The 23,308-nt window shown below is 70.6% G+C and carries 22 protein-coding genes; 8 read left to right on the plus strand and 14 right to left on the minus strand.

Translation table 11 applies throughout. The annotated features are described in order from the left end of the window. Window positions 1-29 precede the first annotated feature (29 nt). The 5 genes from ACIA8L_RS03985 to ACIA8L_RS04005 form a co-directional block, all read right to left on the minus strand. Complete coding sequence (locus tag ACIA8L_RS03985) at window positions 30-1,883, minus strand: tetratricopeptide repeat protein (RefSeq protein ID WP_395900136.1); 1,854 nt, start codon at window positions 1,881-1,883, stop codon at window positions 30-32. Window positions 1,884-2,097: 214 nt separating this feature from the next. After that, complete coding sequence (locus ACIA8L_RS03990; RefSeq protein WP_395900138.1) at window positions 2,098-3,882, minus strand: ABC transporter ATP-binding protein; 1,785 nt, start codon at window positions 3,880-3,882, stop codon at window positions 2,098-2,100. Next, window positions 3,872-5,629: an ABC transporter ATP-binding protein gene (locus ACIA8L_RS03995; RefSeq protein WP_395900140.1), complete on the minus strand. Its 1,758-nt coding sequence runs from the start codon at window positions 5,627-5,629 to the stop codon at window positions 3,872-3,874. The genes ACIA8L_RS03990 and ACIA8L_RS03995 overlap by 11 nt, the downstream gene beginning before the upstream one ends. Before the next feature lie 43 nt (window positions 5,630-5,672). Beyond that, window positions 5,673-6,161, minus strand: a complete 489-nt coding sequence (locus tag ACIA8L_RS04000) for a methylated-DNA--[protein]-cysteine S-methyltransferase (protein ID WP_395900142.1) — start codon at window positions 6,159-6,161, stop codon at window positions 5,673-5,675. After that, window positions 6,158-7,561 carry an AlkA N-terminal domain-containing protein gene (locus ACIA8L_RS04005; RefSeq protein WP_395900144.1) on the minus strand — a complete coding sequence of 468 codons (1,404 nt, stop codon included), beginning with the start codon at window positions 7,559-7,561 and terminating at the stop codon, window positions 6,158-6,160. The genes ACIA8L_RS04000 and ACIA8L_RS04005 overlap by 4 nt, the downstream gene beginning before the upstream one ends. A gap of 91 nt (window positions 7,562-7,652) precedes the next feature. Between ACIA8L_RS04005 and ACIA8L_RS04010 the strand changes: the two genes are divergently transcribed. Beyond that, on the plus strand, window positions 7,653-8,210 hold the full coding sequence (locus tag ACIA8L_RS04010; RefSeq protein ID WP_395900146.1) for a hypothetical protein: 558 nt from the start codon (window positions 7,653-7,655) through the stop codon (window positions 8,208-8,210). A gap of 105 nt (window positions 8,211-8,315) precedes the next feature. Beyond that, window positions 8,316-9,272 carry a TrmB family transcriptional regulator gene (locus ACIA8L_RS04015; protein WP_395900148.1) on the plus strand — a complete coding sequence of 319 codons (957 nt, stop codon included), beginning with the start codon at window positions 8,316-8,318 and terminating at the stop codon, window positions 9,270-9,272. Window positions 9,273-9,468: 196 nt separating this feature from the next. Here ACIA8L_RS04015 and ACIA8L_RS04020 read toward each other — a convergent pair whose 3' ends face one another. Beyond that, window positions 9,469-10,287 carry an aminoglycoside N(3)-acetyltransferase gene (locus tag ACIA8L_RS04020; RefSeq protein WP_395900150.1) on the minus strand — a complete coding sequence of 273 codons (819 nt, stop codon included), beginning with the start codon at window positions 10,285-10,287 and terminating at the stop codon, window positions 9,469-9,471. Between the two features lie 18 nt (window positions 10,288-10,305). On the opposite strand from ACIA8L_RS04020, the gene ACIA8L_RS04025 reads away from it, so the two are divergent. The 3 genes from ACIA8L_RS04025 to ACIA8L_RS04035 are packed head-to-tail and all read left to right on the plus strand — an operon-like array spanning window position 10,306 to window position 12,712. Beyond that, window positions 10,306-11,136, plus strand: a complete 831-nt coding sequence (locus tag ACIA8L_RS04025; RefSeq protein ID WP_395900152.1) for a sugar phosphate isomerase/epimerase family protein — start codon at window positions 10,306-10,308, stop codon at window positions 11,134-11,136. A gap of 27 nt (window positions 11,137-11,163) precedes the next feature. Then, a complete protein-coding gene (gene ychF, locus ACIA8L_RS04030; protein ID WP_395900154.1) occupies window positions 11,164-12,237 on the plus strand; it encodes a redox-regulated ATPase YchF in 1,074 nt (357 codons plus the stop codon). A 16-nt stretch (window positions 12,238-12,253) separates the two neighbouring features. Beyond that, complete coding sequence (locus ACIA8L_RS04035) at window positions 12,254-12,712, plus strand: phage tail protein (RefSeq protein ID WP_395900156.1); 459 nt, start codon at window positions 12,254-12,256, stop codon at window positions 12,710-12,712. A gap of 13 nt (window positions 12,713-12,725) precedes the next feature. Here ACIA8L_RS04035 and ACIA8L_RS04040 read toward each other — a convergent pair whose 3' ends face one another. Both ACIA8L_RS04040 and ACIA8L_RS04045 read right to left on the minus strand, forming a co-directional pair. Next, window positions 12,726-13,298 (minus strand): Uma2 family endonuclease, encoded by a 573-nt coding sequence (locus ACIA8L_RS04040; RefSeq protein WP_395900157.1) that lies wholly within the window; start codon window positions 13,296-13,298, stop codon window positions 12,726-12,728. A gap of 20 nt (window positions 13,299-13,318) precedes the next feature. Then, complete coding sequence (locus tag ACIA8L_RS04045) at window positions 13,319-13,636, minus strand: pterin dehydratase (RefSeq protein ID WP_395900159.1); 318 nt, start codon at window positions 13,634-13,636, stop codon at window positions 13,319-13,321. A gap of 206 nt (window positions 13,637-13,842) precedes the next feature. Between ACIA8L_RS04045 and ACIA8L_RS04050 the strand changes: the two genes are divergently transcribed. Both ACIA8L_RS04050 and ACIA8L_RS04055 read left to right on the plus strand, forming a co-directional pair. Then, window positions 13,843-14,232, plus strand: a complete 390-nt coding sequence (locus ACIA8L_RS04050) for a (deoxy)nucleoside triphosphate pyrophosphohydrolase (protein WP_395901716.1) — start codon at window positions 13,843-13,845, stop codon at window positions 14,230-14,232. Continuing rightward, on the plus strand, window positions 14,229-14,714 hold the full coding sequence (locus ACIA8L_RS04055; protein WP_395900161.1) for a DUF1990 family protein: 486 nt from the start codon (window positions 14,229-14,231) through the stop codon (window positions 14,712-14,714). Before ACIA8L_RS04050 ends, ACIA8L_RS04055 begins: the two co-directional genes overlap by 4 nt. Before the next feature lie 20 nt (window positions 14,715-14,734). Here ACIA8L_RS04055 and ACIA8L_RS04060 read toward each other — a convergent pair whose 3' ends face one another. The 6 genes from ACIA8L_RS04060 to ACIA8L_RS04085 form a co-directional block, all read right to left on the minus strand. Beyond that, a complete protein-coding gene (locus ACIA8L_RS04060; RefSeq protein ID WP_395900163.1) occupies window positions 14,735-15,718 on the minus strand; it encodes a succinate dehydrogenase/fumarate reductase iron-sulfur subunit in 984 nt (327 codons plus the stop codon). Beyond that, on the minus strand, window positions 15,718-17,583 hold the full coding sequence (locus tag ACIA8L_RS04065) for a fumarate reductase/succinate dehydrogenase flavoprotein subunit (RefSeq protein WP_395900165.1): 1,866 nt from the start codon (window positions 17,581-17,583) through the stop codon (window positions 15,718-15,720). Before ACIA8L_RS04065 ends, ACIA8L_RS04060 begins: the two co-directional genes overlap by 1 nt. A 10-nt stretch (window positions 17,584-17,593) precedes the next feature. Further along, window positions 17,594-18,415, minus strand: a complete 822-nt coding sequence (locus ACIA8L_RS04070; protein WP_395900167.1) for a hypothetical protein — start codon at window positions 18,413-18,415, stop codon at window positions 17,594-17,596. Between the two features lie 253 nt (window positions 18,416-18,668). Continuing rightward, window positions 18,669-20,057, minus strand: a complete 1,389-nt coding sequence (locus ACIA8L_RS04075; protein WP_395900168.1) for a TldD/PmbA family protein — start codon at window positions 20,055-20,057, stop codon at window positions 18,669-18,671. A gap of 189 nt (window positions 20,058-20,246) precedes the next feature. Next, a complete protein-coding gene (locus ACIA8L_RS04080; protein WP_395900170.1) occupies window positions 20,247-21,683 on the minus strand; it encodes a TldD/PmbA family protein in 1,437 nt (478 codons plus the stop codon). Window positions 21,684-21,787: 104 nt separating this feature from the next. Then, window positions 21,788-22,072: a 4a-hydroxytetrahydrobiopterin dehydratase gene (locus ACIA8L_RS04085; RefSeq protein ID WP_395900172.1), complete on the minus strand. Its 285-nt coding sequence runs from the start codon at window positions 22,070-22,072 to the stop codon at window positions 21,788-21,790. Between the two features lie 146 nt (window positions 22,073-22,218). Between ACIA8L_RS04085 and ACIA8L_RS04090 the strand changes: the two genes are divergently transcribed. Beyond that, window positions 22,219-23,079, plus strand: a complete 861-nt coding sequence (locus ACIA8L_RS04090) for a hypothetical protein (protein ID WP_395900174.1) — start codon at window positions 22,219-22,221, stop codon at window positions 23,077-23,079. Window positions 23,080-23,308 lie beyond the last annotated feature (229 nt).

Below are 23,308 nucleotides of genomic sequence, written 5' to 3' on the forward strand. Positions count from 1 at the left end.
CACCGGGGCCCGGCGGCGGACACCGATTTTCAGTAGCGGTGGCTGCCCTGCGCACCCCGGAGTGCCCGCTCGGCCAGGGCCAGGTCGGACGCGGCGGCCCGGGCGAACGGGCTGGACGCGCCGAGCAGCTCGGCGTAGACGGCCTGGGCGGCGCGGTATTCGGTGATCGCCTCGTCGAGGCGGCCCAGGTCGTGCAGGACGCTGGCCAGCCGGTGGCGGGAGACGGCGGTGTCGAGGTGGACCGGGCCGAGCAGGCGCAGGCGGCTGCCGAGGACGGCGCGGTGCTCGGACTCGGCGTCGTTGAGGCGGCCGGCGTGGTGCAGGGCCGAGGCGAGGAGGCTGCGGCTCATCAGGGTGTCGCGGTGCTCGGGGCCGAGGAGGCGGGCGCGGGCCCGCATGACGGTCTGGTGCTCGTCGATGGCCCGGTCGAGCTCGCCCATGTCCTGGTAGACCTTGGCCAGGTTGCTGCGGCTGATCAGCGTCTCCTGGTGGTTGGCGCCCAGGACCCGGGTCCGCGCCTCCAGGACCCGCTGGTGCTCGGCCTCGGCCTTGTTGAGGTCGCCCAGCTGGTGGTAGATCGTGGCCAGGTGGCTGCGGCTGGTCAGGGTGTCGGGGTGGTCCTCGCCGAGGATGCGCACCCGGGCGGTGAGGGCCTCGTCGCACTCGACCAGGGCCTCGGCCAGGCGGTCGAGGTCGCGCAGGACGGTGGCGTGCTGGTCGCGGGCGGTCAGCGTGTCCGGGTGGTCCCAGCTGAGGGCGTGTTCGCGGGCGCCGACGATCTCCCGGTAGGCCTCCTCGGCCTCCTGCAGCTGGCCCCGCCAGTGCAGGTCGGTGGCCCGCTGCCAGGTCGCGGAGTCGTCGTAGACCCGTGGCGCGGGGGAGGGGCGGCGCGGCTCGGGCGCGGGCCACTCGACCGGGTCGGGCTCGTCGTCGCCGTGGTCGGCGGCCTGGGAGCCGTAGACGGTGGAGGAGGTCATGTGGGGGTAGACGTCGTCGTCCATCCGCTGCGGCTGCTGGTGCGGGATGGCGGGCGCCGGCGGCGGTGGTGGCGGCTGCGGGGGTGGCGCCGGCTGGTGGATGACGGGCTGGTGGATGACGGGGCGGCTCGGGATGCGGACCGGCTCGTAGGTCTGCGGCTCGTCGTAGCGCGGCTCGAGGTCGTCGAGGATCTCCGACGGCACGTCGATCGGCGACTCGTGTGCGCGCCGGCGCAGCTCGCGGCGCAGGGAGACGATCGCGTCGGAGATGCCGTCGGAGCGGTCGCCGAGGCGCCAGGCCACGGCCGCGACCGGGCGGTCCAGGGCGGTGCTCAGCTGGCGGACCGAGCTCAGGATCGAGTCGTCCGGTGCGGCGTTGACGATGACCAGCGCGGCCTGGAACGAGGCGGTCGGGCCGACCAGCAGGGCCTGGAGGGTGGCCTGCATCCGGGCCATCGAGAAGCCGGTGCCGGCGCGGACGTCCACGATGATGTGGGCCTCGGACATGGCGATGGGGCCCAGGAAGTACCCGAAAACGGGTTGGAGCTTCTGTCCTTCACGGCCGGCGGCCTCGTAGAGGGCGGCGTTGGCACCCTCGTGGTAGGCGATGGCCTGGGGCGCGTGGCCGCGGATGTGCTGGACGAAGCGGTCGTAGGCGCCCTCGGCGTCACCCTCCTGCTGGGCCCGGCCGGCCGAGGCCAGGCGCTCTTCGCGCTCGGCCGAGCGGACGTTGATCGTCCCGCCCGAGAGCCCCGCCAGCCCGACCAGGACGCCCGCGCCGACCAGCATGGCGGCGCCGGCGGTGCTGCGGAACTGCACCGTCGTCAGCACGCCCAGGGCGACCAGGCACAGCCCGACGAATACGACGAGAAATCGGGTCTGGCCACTCCAGCGTCCGCCAGTCATCGGTCCTCTTCATCCGCACTGCACAAAGACGTGTCAACCGCAACCGCCGCGAAAACCCGAGACGACCCTCCGAAGATCACTACCGGCGACAGGGTGAGATCCCCAGCGTGACGAGAATCCTCCCACGAACCGATGTATCCACGGTAGATCGACGGCGTGAACCCCGCCATTCACGCGAACCGGCGAGAACCACTGTCGGGTTCCCGACACAAATTTAGAGCAGCGAATCGCGCCACTGCGCGTGCAGGTCCGCGTAGCGGCCGCCGCGGTCGATCAGGGCCGACGGCGGGCCGTCCTCGACGATCCGACCACCGGACATGACCAGCACCCGGTCGGCGATCTCCACTGTGGACAGGCGGTGGGCGATGACCAGGGCGGTACGGTCGGCCAGGATCGTGCGCAGCGCCTGCTGGACCAGCCGCTCGCTCGGGATGTCCAGCGAGGACGTCGCCTCGTCGAGGATCAGCACCGCGGGGTCGGCCAGGAAGGCCCGCGCGAACGCCACAAGTTGCCGCTGTCCGGCCGAAAGGCGTCCCCCGCGCTTGCGTACGTCGGTGTCGTAGCCCTCGGGCAGGCCGCGGATGAACGCGTCCGCCCCGATCGCGGCCGCCGCCGCCCGCACCTCGGCCCGGGTCGCGCCCGGCCGGCCGAAGCCGATGTTGTCGGCGACGGTACCGCTGAACAGGTAGTTCTCCTGCGTGACCATCACGATCGCGCGGCGCAGGTCGTCCTCGGCCAGGCACCGCAGGTCCACATTGTCCAGGCTGAGCGTGCCCGCGGTCGGGTCGTAGAACCGGGCGACGAGCTTGGCCATCGTCGACTTGCCGGCCCCGGTCGCGCCGACCAGGGCGATCGTCTGCCCGGCCGGGATGAACAGGTCCAGCGGTGGCAGCACGGGCCGGTCGGCCGTGTAGGCGAACTCGACCGCGTCGAAGGCCAGCTCGCCGCGCGCCGCGGCCAGGTGGGTGGGGATCGGGGGCTCGGGCACGGCGGGGGGCTCAGCCAGTACCGCCGCCAGCTTCTCCAATGCCGCGGTCGCCGACTGCAGGGTGTTGTAGAACTGCGAGAGCTCTTGCATCGGTTCGTAGAACCGCCGCAGGTAGAGCAGGAACGCGGCGAGCACGCCGACCTCGGTCTCGCCGTGCAGCACGCGCCACCCGCCGTAGGTGAGCACGACCGCGATCGACACGTTGCCGATCAGCTTGATCGACGGGGAGTAGGTCGCGACCAGTCGCTGCGCGTGCAGGCTGGCCCGGCGGAAGTCGTCGTTGACGGCGGCGAAGATCTCGTCGTTGCGGCGCTCGCGACGGAAGGCCTGCACGGCCCGGATGCCGCCGAGCGACTCCACGAAGTGGATGATGACCAGCGCGATCGTCTCGCGGGTGCGGCGGTAGGCCTTCGCGCTGGCCCGCTGGAACCAGCGCGACAGCCACACCAGGAACGGGAACGACGCCAGCGTGACCAGGGCCAGCGGCAGGTCCAGCCACAGCAGGACGCCGGCCACGGAGAGCACCGAGAGCGCGGCCAGCACCAGGTCGTCCAGCGCCCCGTCGACCAGTTCGGAGATGTTGTCGACGTCGCTGGTGAGCCTGGCTATCACCCGGCCGGAGGTGAAGCGCTCGTGAAAGCCGATCGACAGCCGCTGCAGGTGGTTGTACACGCGGGTGCGCAGGTCGAACAGGACCGCGTTGCCGACCCGCCCGGACATGGCCAGGAACGCCCGCCGGGTGCCGAACTCGGCCAGGGTGGCCACCGCGAACAGGACGGTGACCAGGACCAGCGTCGGCGGGTGGCCAACACCATCGTCGATGCCGAGCTTGACCAGGTAGGGCCCGGCCATCCCGGCCAGGTTCTGGGTCAGCAGCAGCGCGACGAGGCCGCTGATGGCCAGCCGGTGCGGGCGCAGCAGTGAGCGCAGCAGCCGCCGGCTGGCGATGCGCTGGGTGGGGTCGGGCTCGTCCGTCGCGGTACCCCGCCACCGTTGCACGTCAAGCGCCACGCAGCACCTCTCGATAGCCCGGACACGTGGCCAGCAGCTGCGAGTGCGTCCCGATCGCGGCCAGCCGCCCGCCGTCGAGGAACGCGACCCGGTCGGCGAGCGCGATCGTCGACGGCCGGTGCACCACCAGCAGCGCCGTCGTCCCCGCGAGCACCGTCGACAGGGCCGACTCGACGAGCGCCTCCGTGTGCACGTCCAGCGCCGACAGCGGGTCGTCGAGCACGAGGACGCGCGGCCGGCCGACGACGGCGCGGGCGAGCGCGAGCCGCTGGCGCTGGCCGCCGGAGAGGGAGAGGCCCTGCTCGCCGATGCGCGTGTCGAGCCCCCACGGCAGCTCGTAGGCGAAGCCGGCCTGCGCGATGTCGAGCGCTTCGGCGATTTCGTCGTCGGTCGCATCGGTACGCCCGAGCGTCAGATTCTCCCGAACGCTCATCGAGAACAGGGTCGGGTCCTCGAACGCGGTCCCGACGATGCGCCGCAGCGCGTCCAGCTTCAGGTCGCGGACGTCGTGCCCGTCGATGGTGATCGCGCCCGCGTCGACGTCGTAGAGCCGCGGCACCAGTGAGACAAGCGTCGTCTTGCCGCTGCCGGTGAGCCCGACGATCGCCACCGTCTCGCCCGGCTCGACCTCCAGGTCGACGCCGCGCAGGATCGGCCGGCCGGGCTCGTAGCCGAAGCGCACGCCGGAGAAGCGCAGCCGACCCTCCACTGTGGAGGGTGCGACGGACCCGGGTCGGTCCACGATGGACGGTGGCGTGTCGAGGACCTCGTAGATGCGCACGGACGCGCTCATCGCCTCCTGCGCGTTGGCGATGATCCAGCCCAGGATGTCGATCGGCCAGACCAGCATCACCTGCAGCGCCACGAACGCGACGAGCGTGCCGACGGTGAGGTGGCCGCGGGAGACCTGCACGGCCCCGGCGACCAGCACGACCGCGAGCGTCACGTTGGGCACCAGGTCGAACTGGGAGAGCGTGCGGGCCACCATCCGGCTCTTGCCGACGCCGAGGTCGTGCACGTGCCGCGCGCCGCCCGCGAACTGCTCGCTCATGTGGTCGCGCCGGCCGAACGCGCGGATCACCCGGATGCCCTGCGCGGACTCCTCGACCCGGGTGGTCAGGTCGCCGATGGCGTCCTGGAGCTCGCGGGAGGCGGCGAAGTAGCGGGCGGTGAACCGCCGCACGATCAGGAACAGCGGGAGGGCGCTGAGCGCCACGAACACGCCGAGCGGCCAGTAGAGGTGGATCAGCAGCACCGAGACGGCCAGGTAGGTGGCCAGGTTGAGGACGAAGAAGAACAGCCCGAAGGACAGGAACCGCCGGATCGAGGAGAGATCGGCGGTCGCCCGCGAGAGCAGCTGTCCCGACTGCCAGCGGTCGTGGAACTCGATCGGCAGGCGCTGCAGGTGGGCGTAGAGGTCCTCGCGCAGCCGCGCCTCCATGCCGACCGAGGACGCCGACTGGGCCCAGCGGCGCACGAAGCTCAGCGCGCTCTCGAACCCGCCGAGCAGGACCGCGAGCCCGCCGAGCAGGAACAGCCCGCGGGTGTCGCCGTGGCGCACCGGGCCGTCGACGACGCGCTGGATGAGCAGCGGAATGGCGAGGCTGGCCGCGGTGGAGAGCACCGCGGCGACCATCGACCAGGCGGTGACGCCGTAGTAGGGCCGCAGGTAGACCCGCATGCGCCAGAGGGCGTGCACCTTGGACGGCCGCCGCGCCTCCCGGGGCGGCGCGGCGGTCGTGGTCATGTACTTAACGTACGTGGGCCGTTACATCGGCGCCAAGCGATATTTATGCCGCCTCGTGGTCGAGCAGCCAGCGCTTGACCGGCAGGCCCCACCGAAACCCGCCGAGCGTCCCGTCCAGGCGCAGCACCCGGTGGCACGGGACGAACAGCGCCGCGGCGTTGGTCGCGCACGCCATCGCGGCCGCCCGCACCGCCGCCGGCCGCCCGGCCCGGTCCGCGAACTGGGTGTAGGTGACCGGTCCGCCCGCCGGGACCAGCCGCAGCACGTCCCACGCGTGCGCGATGAACTGCCCGCCGCGCTGGCGCACCGCGACCCCGTCGATCGCGGTCAGGTCACCGTCCAGATAGGACCGCAGAGCCTTCAGCGGTACTCCCGGATCGTCCTTGTGCTCGATCGTCCCCGTGAGCTTGCCCAGTGTCATGAGCCCGGGCACGTCCGTCGTCCAGCCGCTGGCCAGCACCGCCTCGTCGGCGTCGGTGAGCATCGTGAACGGGCCGGCCGGGGTGTCGGTGGTGGTGCAGTAGGTGGTCATGGCATCCTCCAGAGTCGGATGGCGGCGTAGGACCGCCAGGGCCGCCAGCGCTCGGCGTGCGCGGCCAGTGCTTTCGGGGTGTCGGGGAGCCCGGCTGCCTTGGCGCCGCGCAGGACGCCCAGGTCGGTCGGCAGGAACGCGTCGGGGTCGCCGAGGGCGCGCATCGCGGTGTACTGCGCGGTCCAGTCGCCGATCCCGGGCAGCGCCTTGAGTCTGGCCACGGTCTCGTCGCGGTCGCCGCCCCCGTCGAGGTCGAGCTCGCCGGCCGCCACCGCCGCGGCCAGCCCGCGCAGCGTCCGCCGCCGCGCCTCCGGCATCGAGAACGCCTCGTCCGGCAGCGCGAGGAGTTCCTCCGCGGTGGGGAAGAGCCCGGCGTCGGCCGCGATGAGTTTGCGGAGCACCGTTCTCGCCGCGGCGACCGAGATCTGCTGGCCCACGACGGCCCGCACGGCGATCTCGAACCCGTCGGTGGCCCGTGGCACCCGCACGCCCTCCTCCTTGCGCACCATCGGCGCGAGGGCCGGGTCGGCGCCCAGCACCGCGTCGACCGCGGCCGGGTCGGCGTCCAGATCGAACAGCCGCCGACAGCGGGCCACCGCCGGCGCCAGGTCGCGCAGGTCGGTCAGCCGCATCGTCGCCGCCACGTGGCCCTCACGGATATCCATGGTGACCCGGCCCGGTCCGTGTGGAAGGCGCAGATTCCGGTGGTACCCGTCCGCGGCCACCCCGTCGATGCCGTCCACGGCCCGGGAGCCGAGAAACGTGAGCAGTGCTTCCGCGTGCAGCGGTGCCCGATACGGCAGCCGGACCGTGACCACGCCCTCGTCGGTGTCGGCCAGGGTCCGCCGCTCCCGCAGCTGCGACGGGGTCCGCCCGTAGATCTCCCGGATCGTGTCGTTGAACTGCCGGACGCTGCCGAAGCCGGCCGCGAACGCGATGTCGGCCAGCCCCAGCCCGGTCGTCTCGATCAGGACCCGGGCCGTCTGGGCCCGCTGGGCCCGGGCCAGCGCGAGCGGGCCGGCTCCGACCTCGGCGCTGAGCATGCGGTGCAGGTGGCGTTCGGTGTAGCCGAGCCGCCCGGCCAGCCCCGGCACGCCGCCGCGGTCGACGACCCCGTCGGCGATCAGGCGCATCGCCCGCCCGACGACGTCGCCGCGCACGTCCCAGTCCGGCGAGCCGGGGGCCGCGTCGGGCCGGCAGCGCAGGCACGCCCGGAACCCCTCGCGCTGCGCGGCCGCCGCCGTCGGCAGGAACCGCACGTTCTCCCGCTTCGGCACGATCGCCGGGCAGGACGGTCGACAATAGATCTTGGTCGACTTGACCGCGGTGACGAACACGCCGTCGAAGCGCGAGTCACGGCTGGTGGCCGCCTTGCGGCAGGTTTCGAAGTCGAGTTCCACGCCTTCATCCTGCCTCGCTCCCGGGCCGGCGACTGGCGGTTTTCGGACGCCTTAGTGTTATGCGCACCGACGACGTTTCTTGGGAGTGGCGATGACTGAGCACGCGGGTTTCGGGCCGGCCGACGAGGACACCGGCGTTCACGAGGGGCTCAATGCGGCCGCGGACGACGAGCCGCGGATCGTGCGGATCGAGGGCGAGGACGGCTCGACCGCCTACGCGATGGACATCGACGACGACAACGTGGCCCACGCGGTCGCCTACGACGACGACAGCGACGGCGTGATCGACCGGATCGCCGTCGACACCGACCGCGACGGCACCCTCGAGACGGAGCTGCGCGACCTGGACGGCGACGGGCGGATCGACTCGGTGTTCGTCGACACCGACAACGACGGCGACAAGGACGTGGCCGCGCTGGACTCCAACGGCGACGGCCGGTTCGACCGGGTGGTGGCCGACACCGACGACGACGGCGTCATCGACACCGACGTGCGCGACACCAACCACGACGGGCGCGCGGACTACGTGGGCCGGGACGAGGACGGCGACGGGCGGCGCGACTACGTGGCTACCGACAGTGACCACGACGGGACGTTCGACACGGTGCACTACGACGACCCGAAGAACAACCCCCTGGCCCAGGCTTGATCCACCGCGCGCCAAGACATCGTTTCACGTAGAACAGGAAGATCGACTTACTTTGAGTGGCCGCCGCCTCTCGTCTTCGGCGGCGGCCGTTCGTAGGCTGCGATCATGGCCGACGACACGGAGCTGCTGGACCCGGCCGAGCAGAGGGTCTACCGGCTGCTGGTGCGGCTGGTGGCCGCCGGCGCCGAAGACCTGGCCGGCCGGGCCGACCTCCCGCCCGCCGAGGCCGCGCGCCTGCTGGAGTCGCTGCGGGCCAAGGGCCTGGCGCGGGGCGGGCCGCTGTTCGAGGCGCTGCCGCCGGACGTCGCGCTCGGCGATGCCCTGCTGCGCCGCCAGCGGTCGCTGGACTCGGCCCGGCGGGTGGTGGCCGGGCTCACGGAGGAGTACCGCGCGACGACCCGCCGCCGGGTCGCCGATCACCTGGTCGAGATCGTGGTCGGCGCGGCCGCCATCCGCGAGCGGGTGCGGGACATGCAGAACTCGGCGCAGGAGGAGATCCTGTGGTTCTGCCGGGTCAACCCGATCGCGATGAGCGGCCCGGAGAACACCGAGGAGGGCGCGGCCCTGGCGCGGGGGGTGCGCTACCGCGCGATCTACGAGCGGGCCCTGATCGAGATGCCCGGCGAGCTGGACGGCATCACCGCCTCCATCCGCCGCGGCGAGCACGCGCGGGTCGTCGACGCCCTGCCGGTCCGCCTCGCCCTGGCCGACCGCGGCATGGCCATCTGCCCCCTGGTCCCGGACCACGACCGCGACCTCGGCGAGCCGACCGCCGCCCTGATCCGCCGCGGCGAGCTGCTGGACGCGCTGGTCGCCCTGTTCGAAGGCATCTGGGAGCGGGCGACACCGCTGCTGGACGGCGACGCGGCCGGCGACCCGCTGGGCCCGGACCGGCTGCTGCTGTCGCTGTTCGTGGCCGGCTTCCCGGACAAGTCGATCGCCTCGCAGCTCGGCGTCAGCAAACGCACCGTCCAGCGCCGCCTGGAGCGGCTGATGGCGATCGCCGCCGTCGACACCCGGGCCGGCCTGGCCTACGAGGCCGGCCGCCGGGGCTGGTTGTAGCTGTCCACATCGCGCCATGTCCGCATTGCGGCAACGGCCGGACATGTCGCGAGAAAGCTTCGGGATTCAGACTTCTCGGGCGGGTGGCCCGGACGAGATCCCCCCTCGACTGTCCGAGCGCCGCCCCAACCCGGGCCGCGTGGACGTCGTTCAGCCCTCCACCTCAACGACGTCGCGCGGCCCACCCATCGGGGCTTCAGGCCCGGTTGGCGGCCCGCTGGGTCAGCCACCTGGCGGCGAAGTCGACCAGGGCGCGCTGGCGCATCAGGCGGGCCGCCCCCGCGCCCACGGTGCCGGTCACCTCCCCGCCGGTGATCTCGGCGAAGTCGCGCGCGAGGGGGTCGAACAGCGAGGTGTCGTCGTCCAGTTCGCGGTACGTCACCCACTCCCGGCGCCCGTCGACGAGGACCGGGGAGCCCTGGCGGTGGTAGGTCTTCGGGGCGTCGGCGCGGTATTCGGCGAGGTGCAGGGACGTGTTGTTGTCGTGGCCGACGCCGAGCAGGAGGACCCAGGCGTCCGCGTCGTACAGGCGGGCCAGCGGCGAACCCTCGCCCAGGCCGTCGGCGAGCTCGTGGCCCTGCGTGATGCGGGCCGCGAGCGGGCCGAGGGCGGCGAACGAGACGGTCGGGTGGTTGCTGCGCAGTACCCCCGGAAATGCTCGGAAGCACTCGACCGTCGCACCCATGTGGCCCGTCGGGGTCGTGCGCGGGTCGAACGGCGGCGTCTCGGCGCGGATGATCTCCCACCACGCCTGCGGGACCGGCGGGTCGCCCCAGTCGGAGGGCTCGGTCAGGTTGCGTGAGTGCGCCGGCATGACCAGGGTCCCCTCCGGGCCGACCGCCGCCAGCAGGGCCAGCACGAGCGCCTGCGCGCCGCCGGCGACCCAGCCCAGCCGCGACAGCGACGAGTGCACGATGACGGTCGCGCCCGCCGGCAGGCCCAGCTCGCGCAGCTGCGCGGTGAGCGACCCGGTGGTGCCGGGGCGGGACGCGCGTGCGACGGCATCGGCTTCCATCCCTCCATAATGTCCGTCATGGTCACGTGGGAGCTGTCCGGGTTCGGTGATGAGATAGACGCCGATCCGGTGGTACAGGTGCAGGTCCTGCTGGCTCTTGGCGCTCGGCACATCGAGGTCCGCAGCGCGTGGGGCGTCAATGTGGTGGACCTCGGGGACGAGGACCTGGCGCGGCTGGCCGCACTGCTGGAGCGGCACGGGGTCGGGGTGTCGGCGGTCGCGTCGCCGATCGGCAAGAGTGGGGTCCACGACGATCCGGCGGTCGAGCAGGCGCGCCTGGAGCGGGTGGTGGCGGTCGCGCGGCGGCTGTCCGCGCGATACGTGCGGGTGTTCTCGTTCTACCTGGAAGGACAAGAGCCACAAGCAGTGCGCGATGTGGTACTGCGGCGCATGCGCGCGTTCGCGGACGTCGCCGAGCGCGAGTCGGTGGTGCTGGTCCACGAGAACGAGAAGGCGATCTACGGCGACACTCCGGCGCGCGTCCTGGACATCGTGGAGTCCGTGGGGTCGCCGGCGCTCCGGGTGGCGTGGGACAACGCGAACTTCGTGCAGGTGGGCGTCCGTCCGTTCACGGAGGGCTACGCGGGGTTGCATCCGTATTTATCGTATTTTCAGGTGAAAGATGCGCGCTGCTCGGACGGTGTGGAGGTGCCGGCCGGGCAGGGTGACGGGGAGCTGCGGGCGACGATGGCGGCTTTACGGCATGACGGATTTTCCGGATTCGCGTCGTTGGAGCCGCACCTGCGGGACCCGCTGTACCCCGACGTGCTCACCGGGCCGCGGCGGTTCGGGGAGGCCGCCCGCGCGTTCACCGGGCTGGCGGCGGAGCTGGGGATCGAGCTGGCCTGAGCGGAGCGTTGCGTAAGCTGACGTGTCGTGGCACTCAGCATCGGCATCGTCGGCCTGCCCAACGTCGGCAAGAGCACCCTGTTCAACGCCCTCACCAAGGGAGACGCGCTCGCCGCGAACTATCCGTTCGCGACCATCGAGCCCAACGTCGGCGTCGTCGGCCTGCCCGACACGCGGCTGGGCCGGTTGGCCGAGCTGTACGACTCCCAGAAGATCATCCCGGCCCCGGTGTCGTTTGTCGACATCGCCGGCCTGGTGCGGGGCGCCTCGAAGGGCCAGGGCCGGGGCAACGCGTTCCTCGCCAACATCCGCGACGCGTCGGCGATCTGCCAGGTGGTGCGGGCCTTCTCCGACCCCAACGTGGTCCACGTCGACGGCAAGGTCTCCCCGCGCGACGACATCGAGACCATCAACACCGAGCTGATCCTGGCCGACCTGCAGACCATCGAGAAGGCCCTGCCGCGCCTCGAGAAGGAGGCGAAGGTCCGCAAGGACCGGGCCGGCATCGCCGCCGCCGCCAAGGCCGCCGGCGAGGTCCTCAACGAGGGCAACACGCTCTACGCGTCCCGCTTCGACGTCTCCGAGCTGGGCGAGCTGCACCTGCTGACGGCCAAGCCGTTCCTGTACGTCTTCAACGTCGACGAGGCCGGCCTGTCCGACGAGTCCTTCCTCGACGAGCTGCGCGCCCTGGTCGCCCCGGCCGAGGCCATCTTCCTCGACGCCAAGATCGAGTCGGAGCTGACCGACCTGGACGAGGAGGAGGCCCTGGAGCTGCTCGCCTCCATCGGCCAGCCCGAGCCGGGCCTGCACCAGCTGATCCGGGTGGGCTTCCGGACGCTGGGCCTGCAGACCTACCTCACGGCCGGCCCCAAGGAGGCCCGGGCCTGGACGGTCCCGATCGGCGCCACCGCCCCCGAGGCCGCCGGCGTCATCCACTCCGACTTCCAGCGCGGCTTCATCAAGGCCGAGGTCGTCTCGTTCGACGACCTGATGACGGCCGGCGCGATGAACGCGGCCAAGGCCGCGGGCAAGGTCCGCATCGAGGGCAAGGACTACGTCATGCAGGACGGTGACGTGGTGGAGTTCCGCTTCAACGTCTAGCACGGGGGGACACATCGTGTCGTACGTCGTCGATTTCGAGAACGTCTCGACCACCGGCCTGGAGTCGTCGCCGGTGGCCGAGGCCCTCGCCGGCCTGCGCGCCAACGAGGCCCGCTACTTCAAGAACAAGTACGACCACGTGTTCACGACCGACCCGGCCGCCCCGGAGGTCGTCGCCTACGTGCACCGCATCCTGGAGGAGGAGCGGCAGTTCACCATCGCCTCCCCGCCCCTGGAGACGACGTCGTTCGAGGTCGAGGGCGTCCGCTGGACCTACGTGTTCTACGAGTCGGGCCTGGCGGTCAACGTCCTCTACACCCTGGAGGACGGCGGCAAGCGCGCCGTGGGCTTCAAACTCTCCGACGGCATGGACGTCCCGGACGAGCTGGCCGACCGCTTCAAGTTCGCCCGCCAGCGCTCCAAACTGGCCGGCACGATCCGCGGCTCGTTCTTCGTCATCAAGCGCGAGTACTGACGCGCGTCCTCAGCTACCGGGGGATCAGCGTGTCCAGGTCGATCTTGATAGCGAACGGCGCGTCGACTCGCAGCTCGTGGCGGTGGGTCACGGTCGCGACATACTCACGACTGGATTCGGCGAGTTCGTAGACGTGCACCACCGGCAAATCGTCCTCTTGCTCGATGCGCCAGTAGATCGGGATTCCGGCCTCCGCGTACTTGCGCACCTTGACCGTCCGATCGCGATGCGCTGACTCCGGAGAAACCACCTCGACGACCAGCAGGACCTCGTCCGGCGTGAAGTAGGTGCGGTTCGGATCGTAGGGCGCTGTTGCGACTACAACGTCCGGTTCGGGGCGATTCCGGCTGTCGAGCCGGACGGTCATTTCCCGAAAGACAGTGGTCCCAGCCGGTTTCTGATCAGAAAGCGCGAGCTTCAGCGCATCGACCAGCCAACTGTGCCAGGCACGTTGGGGGGACATCATGAAGACGAGCGCTCCGTCGATCAGCTCGGTGTGGCGCGGCGCCTCAGGAAGGTGGTCGAGATCATCGGCGAACCACCCCTCTTCGCGGGGCGGGTACATCCAGTCGGGCACCGCGGTCATGGCCACAACCCTAGCAAGCGCTAAGCCGCGCCCGCGATGATGGTTTTGTACAGGTCCTCGATGCGGGCCGCCAGGGTGACCTCGCCGGGGGAGAGGTCGGAATCGGACGATCCGGGCACCCGTAAGCGGATCTGGGTGCGGCCGTCGAGGCGGCGGACGTCCGGGCGGACACCGACGGCGTCCGCGACCACTTTCATTCGCTCCGTGAGTGCCGCATGCTGGGAATCGTCGAGATGCAGCGTCCGGCGGATCTCGCCGCCGTCATGTGTCCAGCCTTGTAATAAGGCCAGCGCATCGCTGAGATAGTCACGGTGATCGTCGCTCCACCGGGCCCGCATGTCGACCTACCCTCCATCGGCATCGTTGCCGGCTTGTGGCCGATTCGAAGCCTGCCCGTCATCAACGGTGTACGCAAGTCTGCTCGGCGAGCGGTGGATCTGTCCACGGCCACTTTTCCCTCGTCTGGTGAACAACAGGGCATAGCCAGCCACCGGAACTTCATGTGGATCTGGCACCCTGGTTGCCCGTGCAGACCGAACGGTTGATGCCACGGATCATCGTCGGCGCGGCGATCATCTCCGAGGGCCGAGTTTTGGCGTGCGAACGTGCCTTACCGCCCGAAATGGCCGGAAAGTGGGAGTTCCCCGGAGGGAAGGTCGACCCGGGCGAGACCGAGGTGCAGGCGCTGGTGCGGGAGTGCCAGGAGGAGCTCGGCGTCAAAGTCGCGGTCGGCGCCCGCGTGGGCGACGATATCTCCATGCTCAATGGGACCGCGGTGCTGAAGGTGTATGTCGCCACCCTCCTCAACGGCGACCAGCCGATGCCGCTGGAGCACAGTGACCTGCGCTGGCTGGGCTCGGCGGAGCTCTACTCGGTGCCCTGGCTGCCGGCCGACGCGCCGATCGTGACGGCGCTGGAGCCGTTGCTGCCGTGAGCGTGACCTATCCCGAGGTCGGCGCGACCCGTGAGGGGCCGCTCCCGGCCGGTTATCAGCACGTGACGAGGCGGGTCCGGCTCACGGCCGGGTTCGCGGAGGCGGCCGAGGCGCTCGCGCACTGGCGGCCGCAGCATGGGGCCGGGCTCCAGGTGCGCACCGACGCGGAGCGGGTCGGCCTCGGGGTCGAGTTCGCCTCCGGCATCGGGGTGGGGCGACTGCGGCTCTGGGTGCCGTGCAAGATCGTGTGGATCGTCGACCGGCCGAGCGCGTTCGGCTTCGGGTTCGGGACGATGCCCGGCCACGTGGAGATGGGCGAGGAGGCGTTCGTGGTCTCCGTCGACGAGGTCGGCGATGTGTGGTTCGACATACGCGCGTTCAGCCGGCCGGCCAAGTGGTGGGTGCGGCTCGGCGGGCCGGCCGCGAAGCTGGTCCAGGCCCGGGTCACGGACCGATACGCGGCGGCGATGCGGAGCCTCTGAGGCCCCGCATCGCACAAGCGTCAGTGCGGGTGGTTGTACCGCACCTGGTCCGGCGGCAGCGGGAACTCCTGGTCGTCACCGAAGGGCGACGACGCGGCCGGGCGGTCGAGGTAGAGCTCGGCCACCGGCAGCTTGCCGTCGGCGCCGACGGCCGGGTCCTGCGGCTGCGGGCCCTGCTGGTGCCAGTGGGCACTCGTGTCGGCGGCCATGGTCGACGGGCTCGACGAGTGGGCCATGGCCGGCTCGTCCAGCTGGTCACGGCGGAAGATCTTGCGCCCAAGCCAGGTCACCGGGTCGTACCTCCGATCGACAACGCGTTCCTTCATGGGAATGATCGCATTATCCGTGATCTTGATGTGCTCCGGGCAGACTTCGGTGCAGCACTTCGTGATGTTGCAGTAGCCGAGGCCCTGCTCCGCCTGGGCCAGCTCCTTGCGGTCGGTGCGCGCGTCGAGCGGGTGCATGTCCAGCTCCGCGGCCCGGATGAAGAAGCGGGGGCCGGAGAAGGCCCGCTTGTTCTCCTCGTGGTCACGCACCACGTGACACACGTTCTGGCACAGGTAGCACTCGATGCACTTGCGGAACTCCTGGGACCGCTCGACATCGATCTGCTGCATCCGGTATTCGCCCGGCTCCACGCCCTTCGGCGGCGCGAACGCGGGCAGCTCCCGGGCCTTCTGGTAGTTGAAGTTGACGTTCGTGACCAGGTCCCGGATCACCGGGAAGGTCCGCAGCGGGGTGACCGTCACCGTCTCGGTGTCGGTGAACGTCGACATCCGGGTCATGCAGCCCAGCCGCGGCTTGCCGTTGATCTCCATCGAGCAGGAGCCGCACTTGCCGGCCTTGCAGTTCCAGCGGACCGCGAGGTCGGGCGTCTGGGTCGCCTGCAGGCGGTGGATGACGTCGAGCACGACCTCACCCTCGTTGACCTCCACCTGGAAGTCCTCGAGCGAACCGCCCGTGTCGTCACCGCGCCAGACGCGGAAATGGCGCTTGGTACCCATTACAGCTCCTCGTCGGTCATGTACTTGGAGAGCTCACTGCGGTCGAACAGGTCCTGCAGCTCCCGGCGCATCACCGGCAGGGGCTTGTGCTCCAGGTGGACGTCCTCGCCGTCCAGCGAGCAGACCAGGTTGACCTTGCGCCAGACCGGGTCCATCTTCGGGTGGTCCTCACGGGTGTGGCCACCGCGCGACTCGGTGCGCTCCAGCGCCGCCTTCGCGGTGCACTCGGAGACGATCAGCATGTTGCGCAGGTCCAGCGCCAGGTGCCAGCCCGGGTTGTAGCGCCGCCCGCCGGTCGCGCCGACCTTCTTGACCCGCTCCTTGAGCTCGGCCAGGCGCACCAGGGAGTCGCGCAGCTCGCCCTCGCGGCGGATGATGCCGACCAGCGTGCCCATGATGTCCTGCAGCTCGGCGTGCAGCGTGTAGGGGTTTTCGCCGCCGTCCGCGCGGTGCAGCGGCGCCAGAGCGGTCTCCACGGCGGCGTCGACCGCGGCCGGCGTCGGCTTGCGCCGCCCGGCCTCGGTGGCGTGCCGGGCCGCGTGCTCGCCCGCCCGCTTGCCGAAGACCAGCAGGTCGGACAGCGAGTTGCCGCCGAGCCGGTTGGAGCCGTGCATGCCGCCGGAGACCTCACCGGCCGCGAACAGCCCGGGGACGGCCGCGGCCGCGGTGTCGGCGTCGACCTCCACGCCACCCATCACGTAGTGGCAGGTCGGGCCGACCTCCATGGGCTGCTTGGTGATGTCGACGTCGGCCAGCTCCTTGAACTGGTGATACATCGACGGGAGGCGTTTGGTGATCTGCTCGGCGGGCAGCCGGCTGGCGATGTCCAGCAGCACACCGCCGGCCTGGGAGCCGCGCCCGGCCTTGACCTCGCTGTTGATCGCACGGGCGACCTCGTCGCGGGGGAGCAGCTCCGGGGGGCGCCGGTTGTTGTCCGGGTCGGAGTACCAGCGGTCGGCCTCCTCCTCGGTCTCCGCGTATTGCTTGCGGAAGACGTCGGGGACGTAGTCGAACATGAACCGCTTGCCGTCGGTGTTGCGCAGCACGCCACCGTCACCGCGGACCGACTCGGTGACCAGGATGCCCTTGACGGACGGCGGCCAGACCATGCCGGTCGGGTGGAACTGCAGGAACTCCATGTTGATCAGCGTCGCGCCGCTGCGAAGAGCAAGAGCGTGACCGTCTCCGGTGTACTCCCACGAGTTGGACGTCACCTTGTAGGACTTGCCCACACCGCCCGTCGCCAGCACGATCGCGGCCGTCTCGAACAGCACGAAGTCGCCGGACTCGCGGTAGTAGCCGAACGCCCCCGCGACCGCGCCGTTCTCGATGAACAGCTCGGTGATCGTGCACTCCTGGAAGACCCGGATGCGCGCCTCGTAGTCGCCGTGCGCCGCGAAGTCCTCCTGCTGCAGCGAGACGATCTTCTGCTGCAGGGTGCGGATCAGCTCCAGGCCGGTCCGGTCGCCGACGTGGGCGAGCCGCGGATACTCGTGCCCGCCGAAGTTGCGCTGGCTGATCTTGCCGTCTTTCGTGCGGTCGAACAGCGCGCCGTAGGTCTCGAGCTCCCAGATGCGGTCCGGGGCCTCCTTGGCGTGCAGTTCGGCCATCCTGAAGTTGTTCAGGAACTTGCCGCCGCGCATCGTGTCGCGGAAGTGCACCTGCCAGTTGTCGTTGGCGTTGACGTTGCCCATCGCCGCGGCGGCGCCGCCCTCGGCCATGACCGTGTGCGCCTTGCCGAACAGCGACTTCGAGATGATGGCGGTCTTCTTGCCCGCGAGCCGGGCCTCGATGGCGGCCCGCAGCCCGGCGCCGCCCGCACCGATCACCACGACGTCGTAGGTGTGTCGCTCGATGTTCGTCATCGGGGGGTTCCTAATTCCAGATTCGAAGGTCGGTGATCCAGTTCGCGGACACGGCCATGATGTAGGCGTCCGTGAGGATGACCGTGACCAGTGACGTCATGGCGAAGGTGCCGTGCCGCGTGTTGAGCTTGGAGATCAGCGTCCAGAGCCGGTAGCGGACCGGGTGCTTGGAGAAGTGCTTGAGCCGCCCGCCCATGACGTGCCGGCAGGCGTGGCAGCTGGCGGTGTAGCCGGCCAGCGCCAGCACGTTGACCACGATGATCAGCGAGCCGAGCCCGATGCCGAACCCGCCGTCGTCGCCCTTGAACGCGTGGAACGCGTCCCAGACGTTGATGAGCAGGATGATCGACGCGGCGTAGAAGAAGTAGCGGTGCGAGTTCATGAAGACCAGCGGGAAGCGCGTCTCGCCGCTGTACTTCTTGTGCGGCTCCTGCACCGCGCACGCCTGCGGCGACAGCCACAGCGAGCGGTATCCGGCCTTGCGGTAGTAGTAGCACGTCACCCGGAACCCGGCGACGAACGGGAACGCCGCGAGCCCGAGTGGAAGCCAGCGCGGGAATTCGCCGAACGGCGTGCCGAAGTGCGACGAGCCTTTGACGCAGGAGTCGCTCAGACACGGCGAGTAGAGCGGCGTGAGGTAGCCGTGCGCCTCGACGAAGTAGTACTTCGCCATGAAGATTCGAATCGTCGAATAGACGATGAAGAACAGCAGAATCGCCGCGACCGACAGCGGGTAAGACCGCCACCCGTCCGTCCGCAATGTCTTGGCGCCGATCGCGGCGCGGGCCCCCGCGCCGCCGGCAGACCGAGGCCGTGTAGGCGTGGTCGTCATGGTGAGTACTCCCTGGACGGGCTGGTGAAGAGTTCTCTGATGTACCGATCTATGGTCGGTGCACACGTTACGCCCGATCCCGCAGCGACGTGCGTTGGGAGTCTTGCGCGTGCCGACGAGATACGGAAAGACCTTCGGCGAAACCCGCAGGCCCGTTGTGGAGAACTTCACTCAGCCCGCAGCAGTAACGCCATTCACCAGGGCCCGGCTTTGGTAAGCATTACCTAAGTTGATCTTCGTTGGCGCGCTCCGATCAGCCCGAAGCCCCGCCGGTGTAGTTCCAAGAAGCCAGCCGCACCGCGGGCGCGACAAATCCCGTCTCCGTCCACGGCCCGGGCATTTCCACCGCCCGCGACCCGATTCCAAGAACCGCACCGGGCCCGAACGCCTGCGGATAGGACTGCGTGAATCGGAAGTTGCGCACCGGCGTCGTGATCGCACCGTTCTCAATCAGCCACACCCCGTTACGCGTCAGTCCGGTAACGACGAGCGTCCGCGGGTCGAGCACCCGCGTGTAGTAGTTGTCGGTGACGAGCAGCCCCCGCTCGACTCCCCCCACGAGCGCCGCGACCGCCGAGTCGGAGGCGGGCCCGTCGACCTCGGTGACCGGACCTCCGTCGCCTCCGTCGCCGGGCAGCAACCGCAGACTGGACGGAACGGCGCCGAAGCTGGCCCCACCGGGAATCGCATGCCCGGTGGAGACGGCCCCGCCCCCGGCCCGGGCCGCGGTCCGCCGGTCATGCACAACGCCGGCCGAAACCCCCCGATCGACAAGCACCACCCGCTGCCGGGGCGTCCCTTCAGCATCGAACGGCATGGCCGACGCGTCAGGCTGCCCGGCATCCTCGACCAGCGTCACCGACGGATCGAACTGAGCCGCCCCGACCTGCAAGAACGACTGCCGATCGAGCACCATCTTGGCGTTGAACCCATACATGGCCAGCATCAGCAGCACATCAGCGACAGCCGGCGACTCGAGCACCACCTCATACCGCCCCGGCGGCAACTCAACAGGGTCCGCCCCCGCGAGCGCCTTGGCCACCGCCCGAGCCCCGAGCACCGCCCCGTCGATGTCCCCGAGCCGAACCCCGGCCAGCCGGGCCAACCCGTCGGAACTGGAGGTCCGGGCGATCCCGTCCATGGCCGCCGCGGTCCGAGCCGCGGCCAGATGCTGCCCGGCCGAGTTGGCGTAGACCGCCCGCGAGACCGACGTCCGGCAATACCCAGCGGTGTCAAGCCCTTCAGCCTGCGCGACGAACGCCCGAACCCGAGCCGCCCGATCATCGGGCGAAGCAGCGACCGTCTCCTCGTCGGCTTCCCCAGCAAACTGCAGCCCCGATGCCGGCGCCAGCCCAGGCCAGGTCGGATCGGCCGGCGCGAGCCGCAACGATGCGACAGTCCGCCGAACGAACTCCTCGACCCCGTCGACCACGGTGGTGGAACTCGAAGCAGTCCGCCCACCCCCATGCACCCGCAGCCGCACCGAGGTGATCTCGTCCGCGACATTCTGGTGGATGTAGGACCCGGCAAACCGCGTGAGCGCCAACTCCTGCCGCTCAACGCTGACCTCAGCCTCAACCCCGGCCGGCACCAACGAAAGCACCCGCTGGGCCAGATCAGTCTCAGTAACAGCCAAGCTCATCCTCAACCCCCGAAAGTCCCACGGCCCGCGCTTTTGCTTTCACCGGCCCAACCAAGACGGCCCGGCCCAAACCTTCATGTCTCACAGCCTCAACCACGACGCGCCTCAGCTCCGAATGTGGCTCTGTGGACACATTCCCCCCGGCCCCCCGGCCCCCGGCTTTGGCTCTTCGCTTCTGACCCGAGCGCGTCACCCCCGAACCCCCACCCGAACCCCCTGGAAGCGAGCCGCCGCCGCCGGATGCCCCGTGTGCCCGATCTGCCCCGGCTGCCCCTTCCCGCAGTTGGGCGTCCCCCAGGCCACAACCTCGGAACTGAGCATGTCCATAGACCCCCAGAACCGCGGCCCGATCCCCGTATACGTCGGATTGCGCAGCATCCGCCCCCGCCTGCCGTTCTTGATCTCCCACCCGACCTCGCACCCGAACTGGAAGTTGAGCCGCTTGTCGTCGATCGACCAGGACCGGTTGAGGTCCATCAGGACCCCGTCGTCGGTGGCCGCGATCATCTCGTCCAGCGTGTGCGGCCCCGGCTGCAGCCCGACGTTGGTCATCCGCACCATCGGCAGCCGCGCCCACCCGTCGGCACGCACGCTGCCCGCGTAGTCCAGGCCCGCCACCGCCGCCGAGTCCCGCCCGGCGAGCGTGCCGACCCAGATCCCGTCCCGGACGGCGTGGCGCGGGGCGGCCGGCGTGCCCTCGTCGTCGTAGCCGAACGAGCCCAGCGCCCCCGGGATCGTCGGATCGATCGTGATGTTCATCAGCTCGGAGCCGTATCGCAGGTGGTTGAGCTTCGACAGGTCCAGCCACGACGTCCCGGCGAACGCCGCCTCCCAGCCGAGGATCCGGTCGAGCTCGATCGCGTGGCCGACCGACTCGTGGATCTGCAGGGCCATCTGCTCGCTGCCGAGGATGAGCGTCGTCTCCTCGGCCGGGCACAGCGGCGCCGTGAGCAGGGCCCGGGCCTCGTCGGCGATGCGGGCCGCGTGGGCGGTGAGGTCGAGCTCGTCGACGAGCTCCCAGCCGCGGGTGCCGTATTGCCCGCGATAGGACGGGTAGGAGCGCCGCTGCGTCTCGCCGTCGCCGATCACGGTGGCCGAGATCCCGGCGCCGGACTCGCGGATGTGCTGGTCGATGCGGTGGCCCTGCGAGGAGACGAACCACTTGCGGGTGTCCCAGATCTGGTAGAGACCCTCGGCGATGTCCGCGCCGGCCTTGTGCGCCTCCGCGGTCGCGGCGGTGAGCAGGTCACCCTTCACCGACAGGGCCACCCCGAGCGGGTCCACGGCGCAGGCGCTCGCCCACGAGTCCACCCGGGCCTCGACGTCGACCAGGTCGACCGCCGGCCCGGGCACCGTCGCCGACGCCCGCGCGATCGCCGTGGCCCGCTCGCCCGCGAGCCGGGCCGCCGCCGGACTCAGGTCCGGCACCGCGAAGAACCCCCAGCTCGACCCGACCAGCGCCCGCACGCCGACGCCGGCGTCCTCGTCCTGGCTGAGGTCCTCGACCTCGCCGTTGCGGGCGCTCATCGACTCGGAGCGGCGGTGCATCACGCGCGCGTCGGCATATCGCGCGCCGGCCGCCAGAGCCGCCTCGACCGCTGCGGTCGCCACGTCGAACTGGTTCATGTCAGGGACACTACCGACGGGGTACGACAATTTTCGCGGACTCGACCCTACGTCGATGTCCGGGCCACCCGATCAATGCGCTGGGCTGCGGCGCCGCCCGAATCTCACCCGATCAGCTCGTTGATCTGGCGGGCCAGCGCGAGATCCTTCCCCGTCACCCCGCCGGCCGAGTGCGTCGAGAGCCGGAACGTCACCGTGCGCCAGCGGATGTCGATGTCCGGGTGGTGATCGGCCTGCTCGGCCACGTGCGCGACCTCCGCGACCAGCCGAATCCCGTCCAGGAACGAGGACGCGGTCACCGACCGTTCGATGCCCTCCGCGTCGCCGGACCACCCCGAGAGCTCCGTGAGGGCGGCCGTGATGGTGTCATTGCCGAGTACGTCAGCCATGCCCCCGAACCTACCGCCGCCCCCGCCGACCGCGAATCAGCATCTGCAATACGGCGATGGCGACCATCACGAGGACGGCGGCCGCGATCGCGGCGACGACCGCGATGCCCTGCTCCATGAGGCTCAAAGGTAGTACAAAGATGGGTATGTCGATCCGTGCGGTGACCCGTGAACTGCTCGTGCGCTGCATCGACACCTGGGCGCCGGGAAACCTGCACGCACCGCACGGCGCCGCATTCCTCTACGCCTCCGCGCGCGGCCTCGACCACGATGCCGCCGAGGCGGCGGTGCGCGCGTTCGGCGAGTTCGGCGACCGCTTGCGCCGACCACTCACCTTGCTCTTCGTGGCGCCCGGCATCGCCTCGCTGTCGAGTCGTCTGGCGGATGTGCAACGCGAGATCGGTACCCCCGCGGAAATGGCCGTTCATGTAGTGCCCGGAGGCAATGTCCCCGCCGTTGTGAAGGCGGCCGGAGCCGGCGGCGGGACCCTGCTGGCAATGGTCGACGACAGCATTGCCAAAACCTTCAAGGCGGCGGTGGTACTCCTTGTCGGCGCGTCCGGCACCTGGCCCACCCAACGCCAGGAACTGCGGGCCGCGGGCTTGGACCTGACCGCCGGAGTAGAACTCGTCGACGGCGCCGACGAGCAGCTGATCGGTTTCGGGACGCGCTCGGCCAAGAGCCTGGAATCGTTCAAGGGCGAGCTGTGGGCCCTCGACGAATACGCCGGCGTCCGTTACCGCGACCCCCGCGACCCCGAGGGCCACCTCATGGACATCTCCCTCGACCCCAACCCGGGCGCCCTCCGCCGCGAACTCCTGCAACACCTGACCGCGGGCCCTTTGACGGTGACCGACCTGAAGCGCTACGCCCTCACCGACACCGTGTACCGAGCGGCCGACGCCCAAAAGGTCATCGCCGCCCTCCTGCACGCCGGCGCCGTCCACCGCACCCCGGAAACCGGCCGCCTCGGCGGCGACGTGCTGATCAGCCTCGCGTCCACCTGACGCCACCGACCTCGGCGCCGACATGTCGGGCGTTGCGCGCCACCAGCGCCCACCCGGCCCGGCCCTCCAGTGGCGGCGGCCCACCGGCTGGCGGTCACGGCCCTCGCTCACTGGCCACGGCTACCGCCCACCGTCCACGGCATCGTCCACGGCCGCCGCTCACCGTCCGCAGTCCACGGCCGCCGCCCGCAGTCCACGGCCGCCGCCCACAGTCCACGGCCGCCGCCCG

Origin of the sequence: Dactylosporangium sp. NPDC051541, assembly GCF_044454505.1 — a bacterium.
Lineage (GTDB): Bacteria > Actinomycetota > Actinomycetes > Mycobacteriales > Micromonosporaceae > Dactylosporangium.

Bases quoted from the DNA above. Each gene is read 5' to 3' on its own strand.
- ACIA8L_RS04045 (WP_395900159.1), bottom strand. From the start codon at position 13,636: ATGCGGGCCCGGTGGAGCGACGATCACCGTGACTATCTCAGCGATGCG.
- ACIA8L_RS04000 (WP_395900142.1), bottom strand. From the start codon at position 6,161: ATGACCACCTACTGCACCACCACCGACACCCCGGCCGGCCCGTTCACG.
- ACIA8L_RS03995 (WP_395900140.1), bottom strand. From the start codon at position 5,629: ATGACCACGACCGCCGCGCCGCCCCGGGAGGCGCGGCGGCCGTCCAAG.
- ACIA8L_RS04080 (WP_395900170.1), bottom strand. From the start codon at position 21,683: ATGAACCAGTTCGACGTGGCGACCGCAGCGGTCGAGGCGGCTCTGGCG.
- ACIA8L_RS04065 (WP_395900165.1), bottom strand. From the start codon at position 17,583: ATGACGAACATCGAGCGACACACCTACGACGTCGTGGTGATCGGTGCG.
- ACIA8L_RS04085 (WP_395900172.1), bottom strand. From the start codon at position 22,072: ATGGCTGACGTACTCGGCAATGACACCATCACGGCCGCCCTCACGGAG.
- ACIA8L_RS04070 (WP_395900167.1), bottom strand. From the start codon at position 18,415: ATGACGACCACGCCTACACGGCCTCGGTCTGCCGGCGGCGCGGGGGCC.
- ACIA8L_RS04040 (WP_395900157.1), bottom strand. From the start codon at position 13,298: ATGACCGCGGTGCCCGACTGGATGTACCCGCCCCGCGAAGAGGGGTGG.
- ACIA8L_RS04050 (WP_395901716.1), top strand. From the start codon at position 13,843: ATGCCACGGATCATCGTCGGCGCGGCGATCATCTCCGAGGGCCGAGTT.
- ACIA8L_RS03985 (WP_395900136.1), bottom strand. From the start codon at position 1,883: ATGACTGGCGGACGCTGGAGTGGCCAGACCCGATTTCTCGTCGTATTC.
- ACIA8L_RS04060 (WP_395900163.1), bottom strand. From the start codon at position 15,718: ATGGGTACCAAGCGCCATTTCCGCGTCTGGCGCGGTGACGACACGGGC.
- ACIA8L_RS04020 (WP_395900150.1), bottom strand. From the start codon at position 10,287: ATGGAAGCCGATGCCGTCGCACGCGCGTCCCGCCCCGGCACCACCGGG.
- ACIA8L_RS04090 (WP_395900174.1), top strand. From the start codon at position 22,219: ATGTCGATCCGTGCGGTGACCCGTGAACTGCTCGTGCGCTGCATCGAC.
- ACIA8L_RS04025 (WP_395900152.1), top strand. From the start codon at position 10,306: ATGGTCACGTGGGAGCTGTCCGGGTTCGGTGATGAGATAGACGCCGAT.
- ACIA8L_RS04015 (WP_395900148.1), top strand. From the start codon at position 8,316: ATGGCCGACGACACGGAGCTGCTGGACCCGGCCGAGCAGAGGGTCTAC.
- ACIA8L_RS04010 (WP_395900146.1), top strand. From the start codon at position 7,653: ATGACTGAGCACGCGGGTTTCGGGCCGGCCGACGAGGACACCGGCGTT.
- ACIA8L_RS04075 (WP_395900168.1), bottom strand. From the start codon at position 20,057: ATGAGCTTGGCTGTTACTGAGACTGATCTGGCCCAGCGGGTGCTTTCG.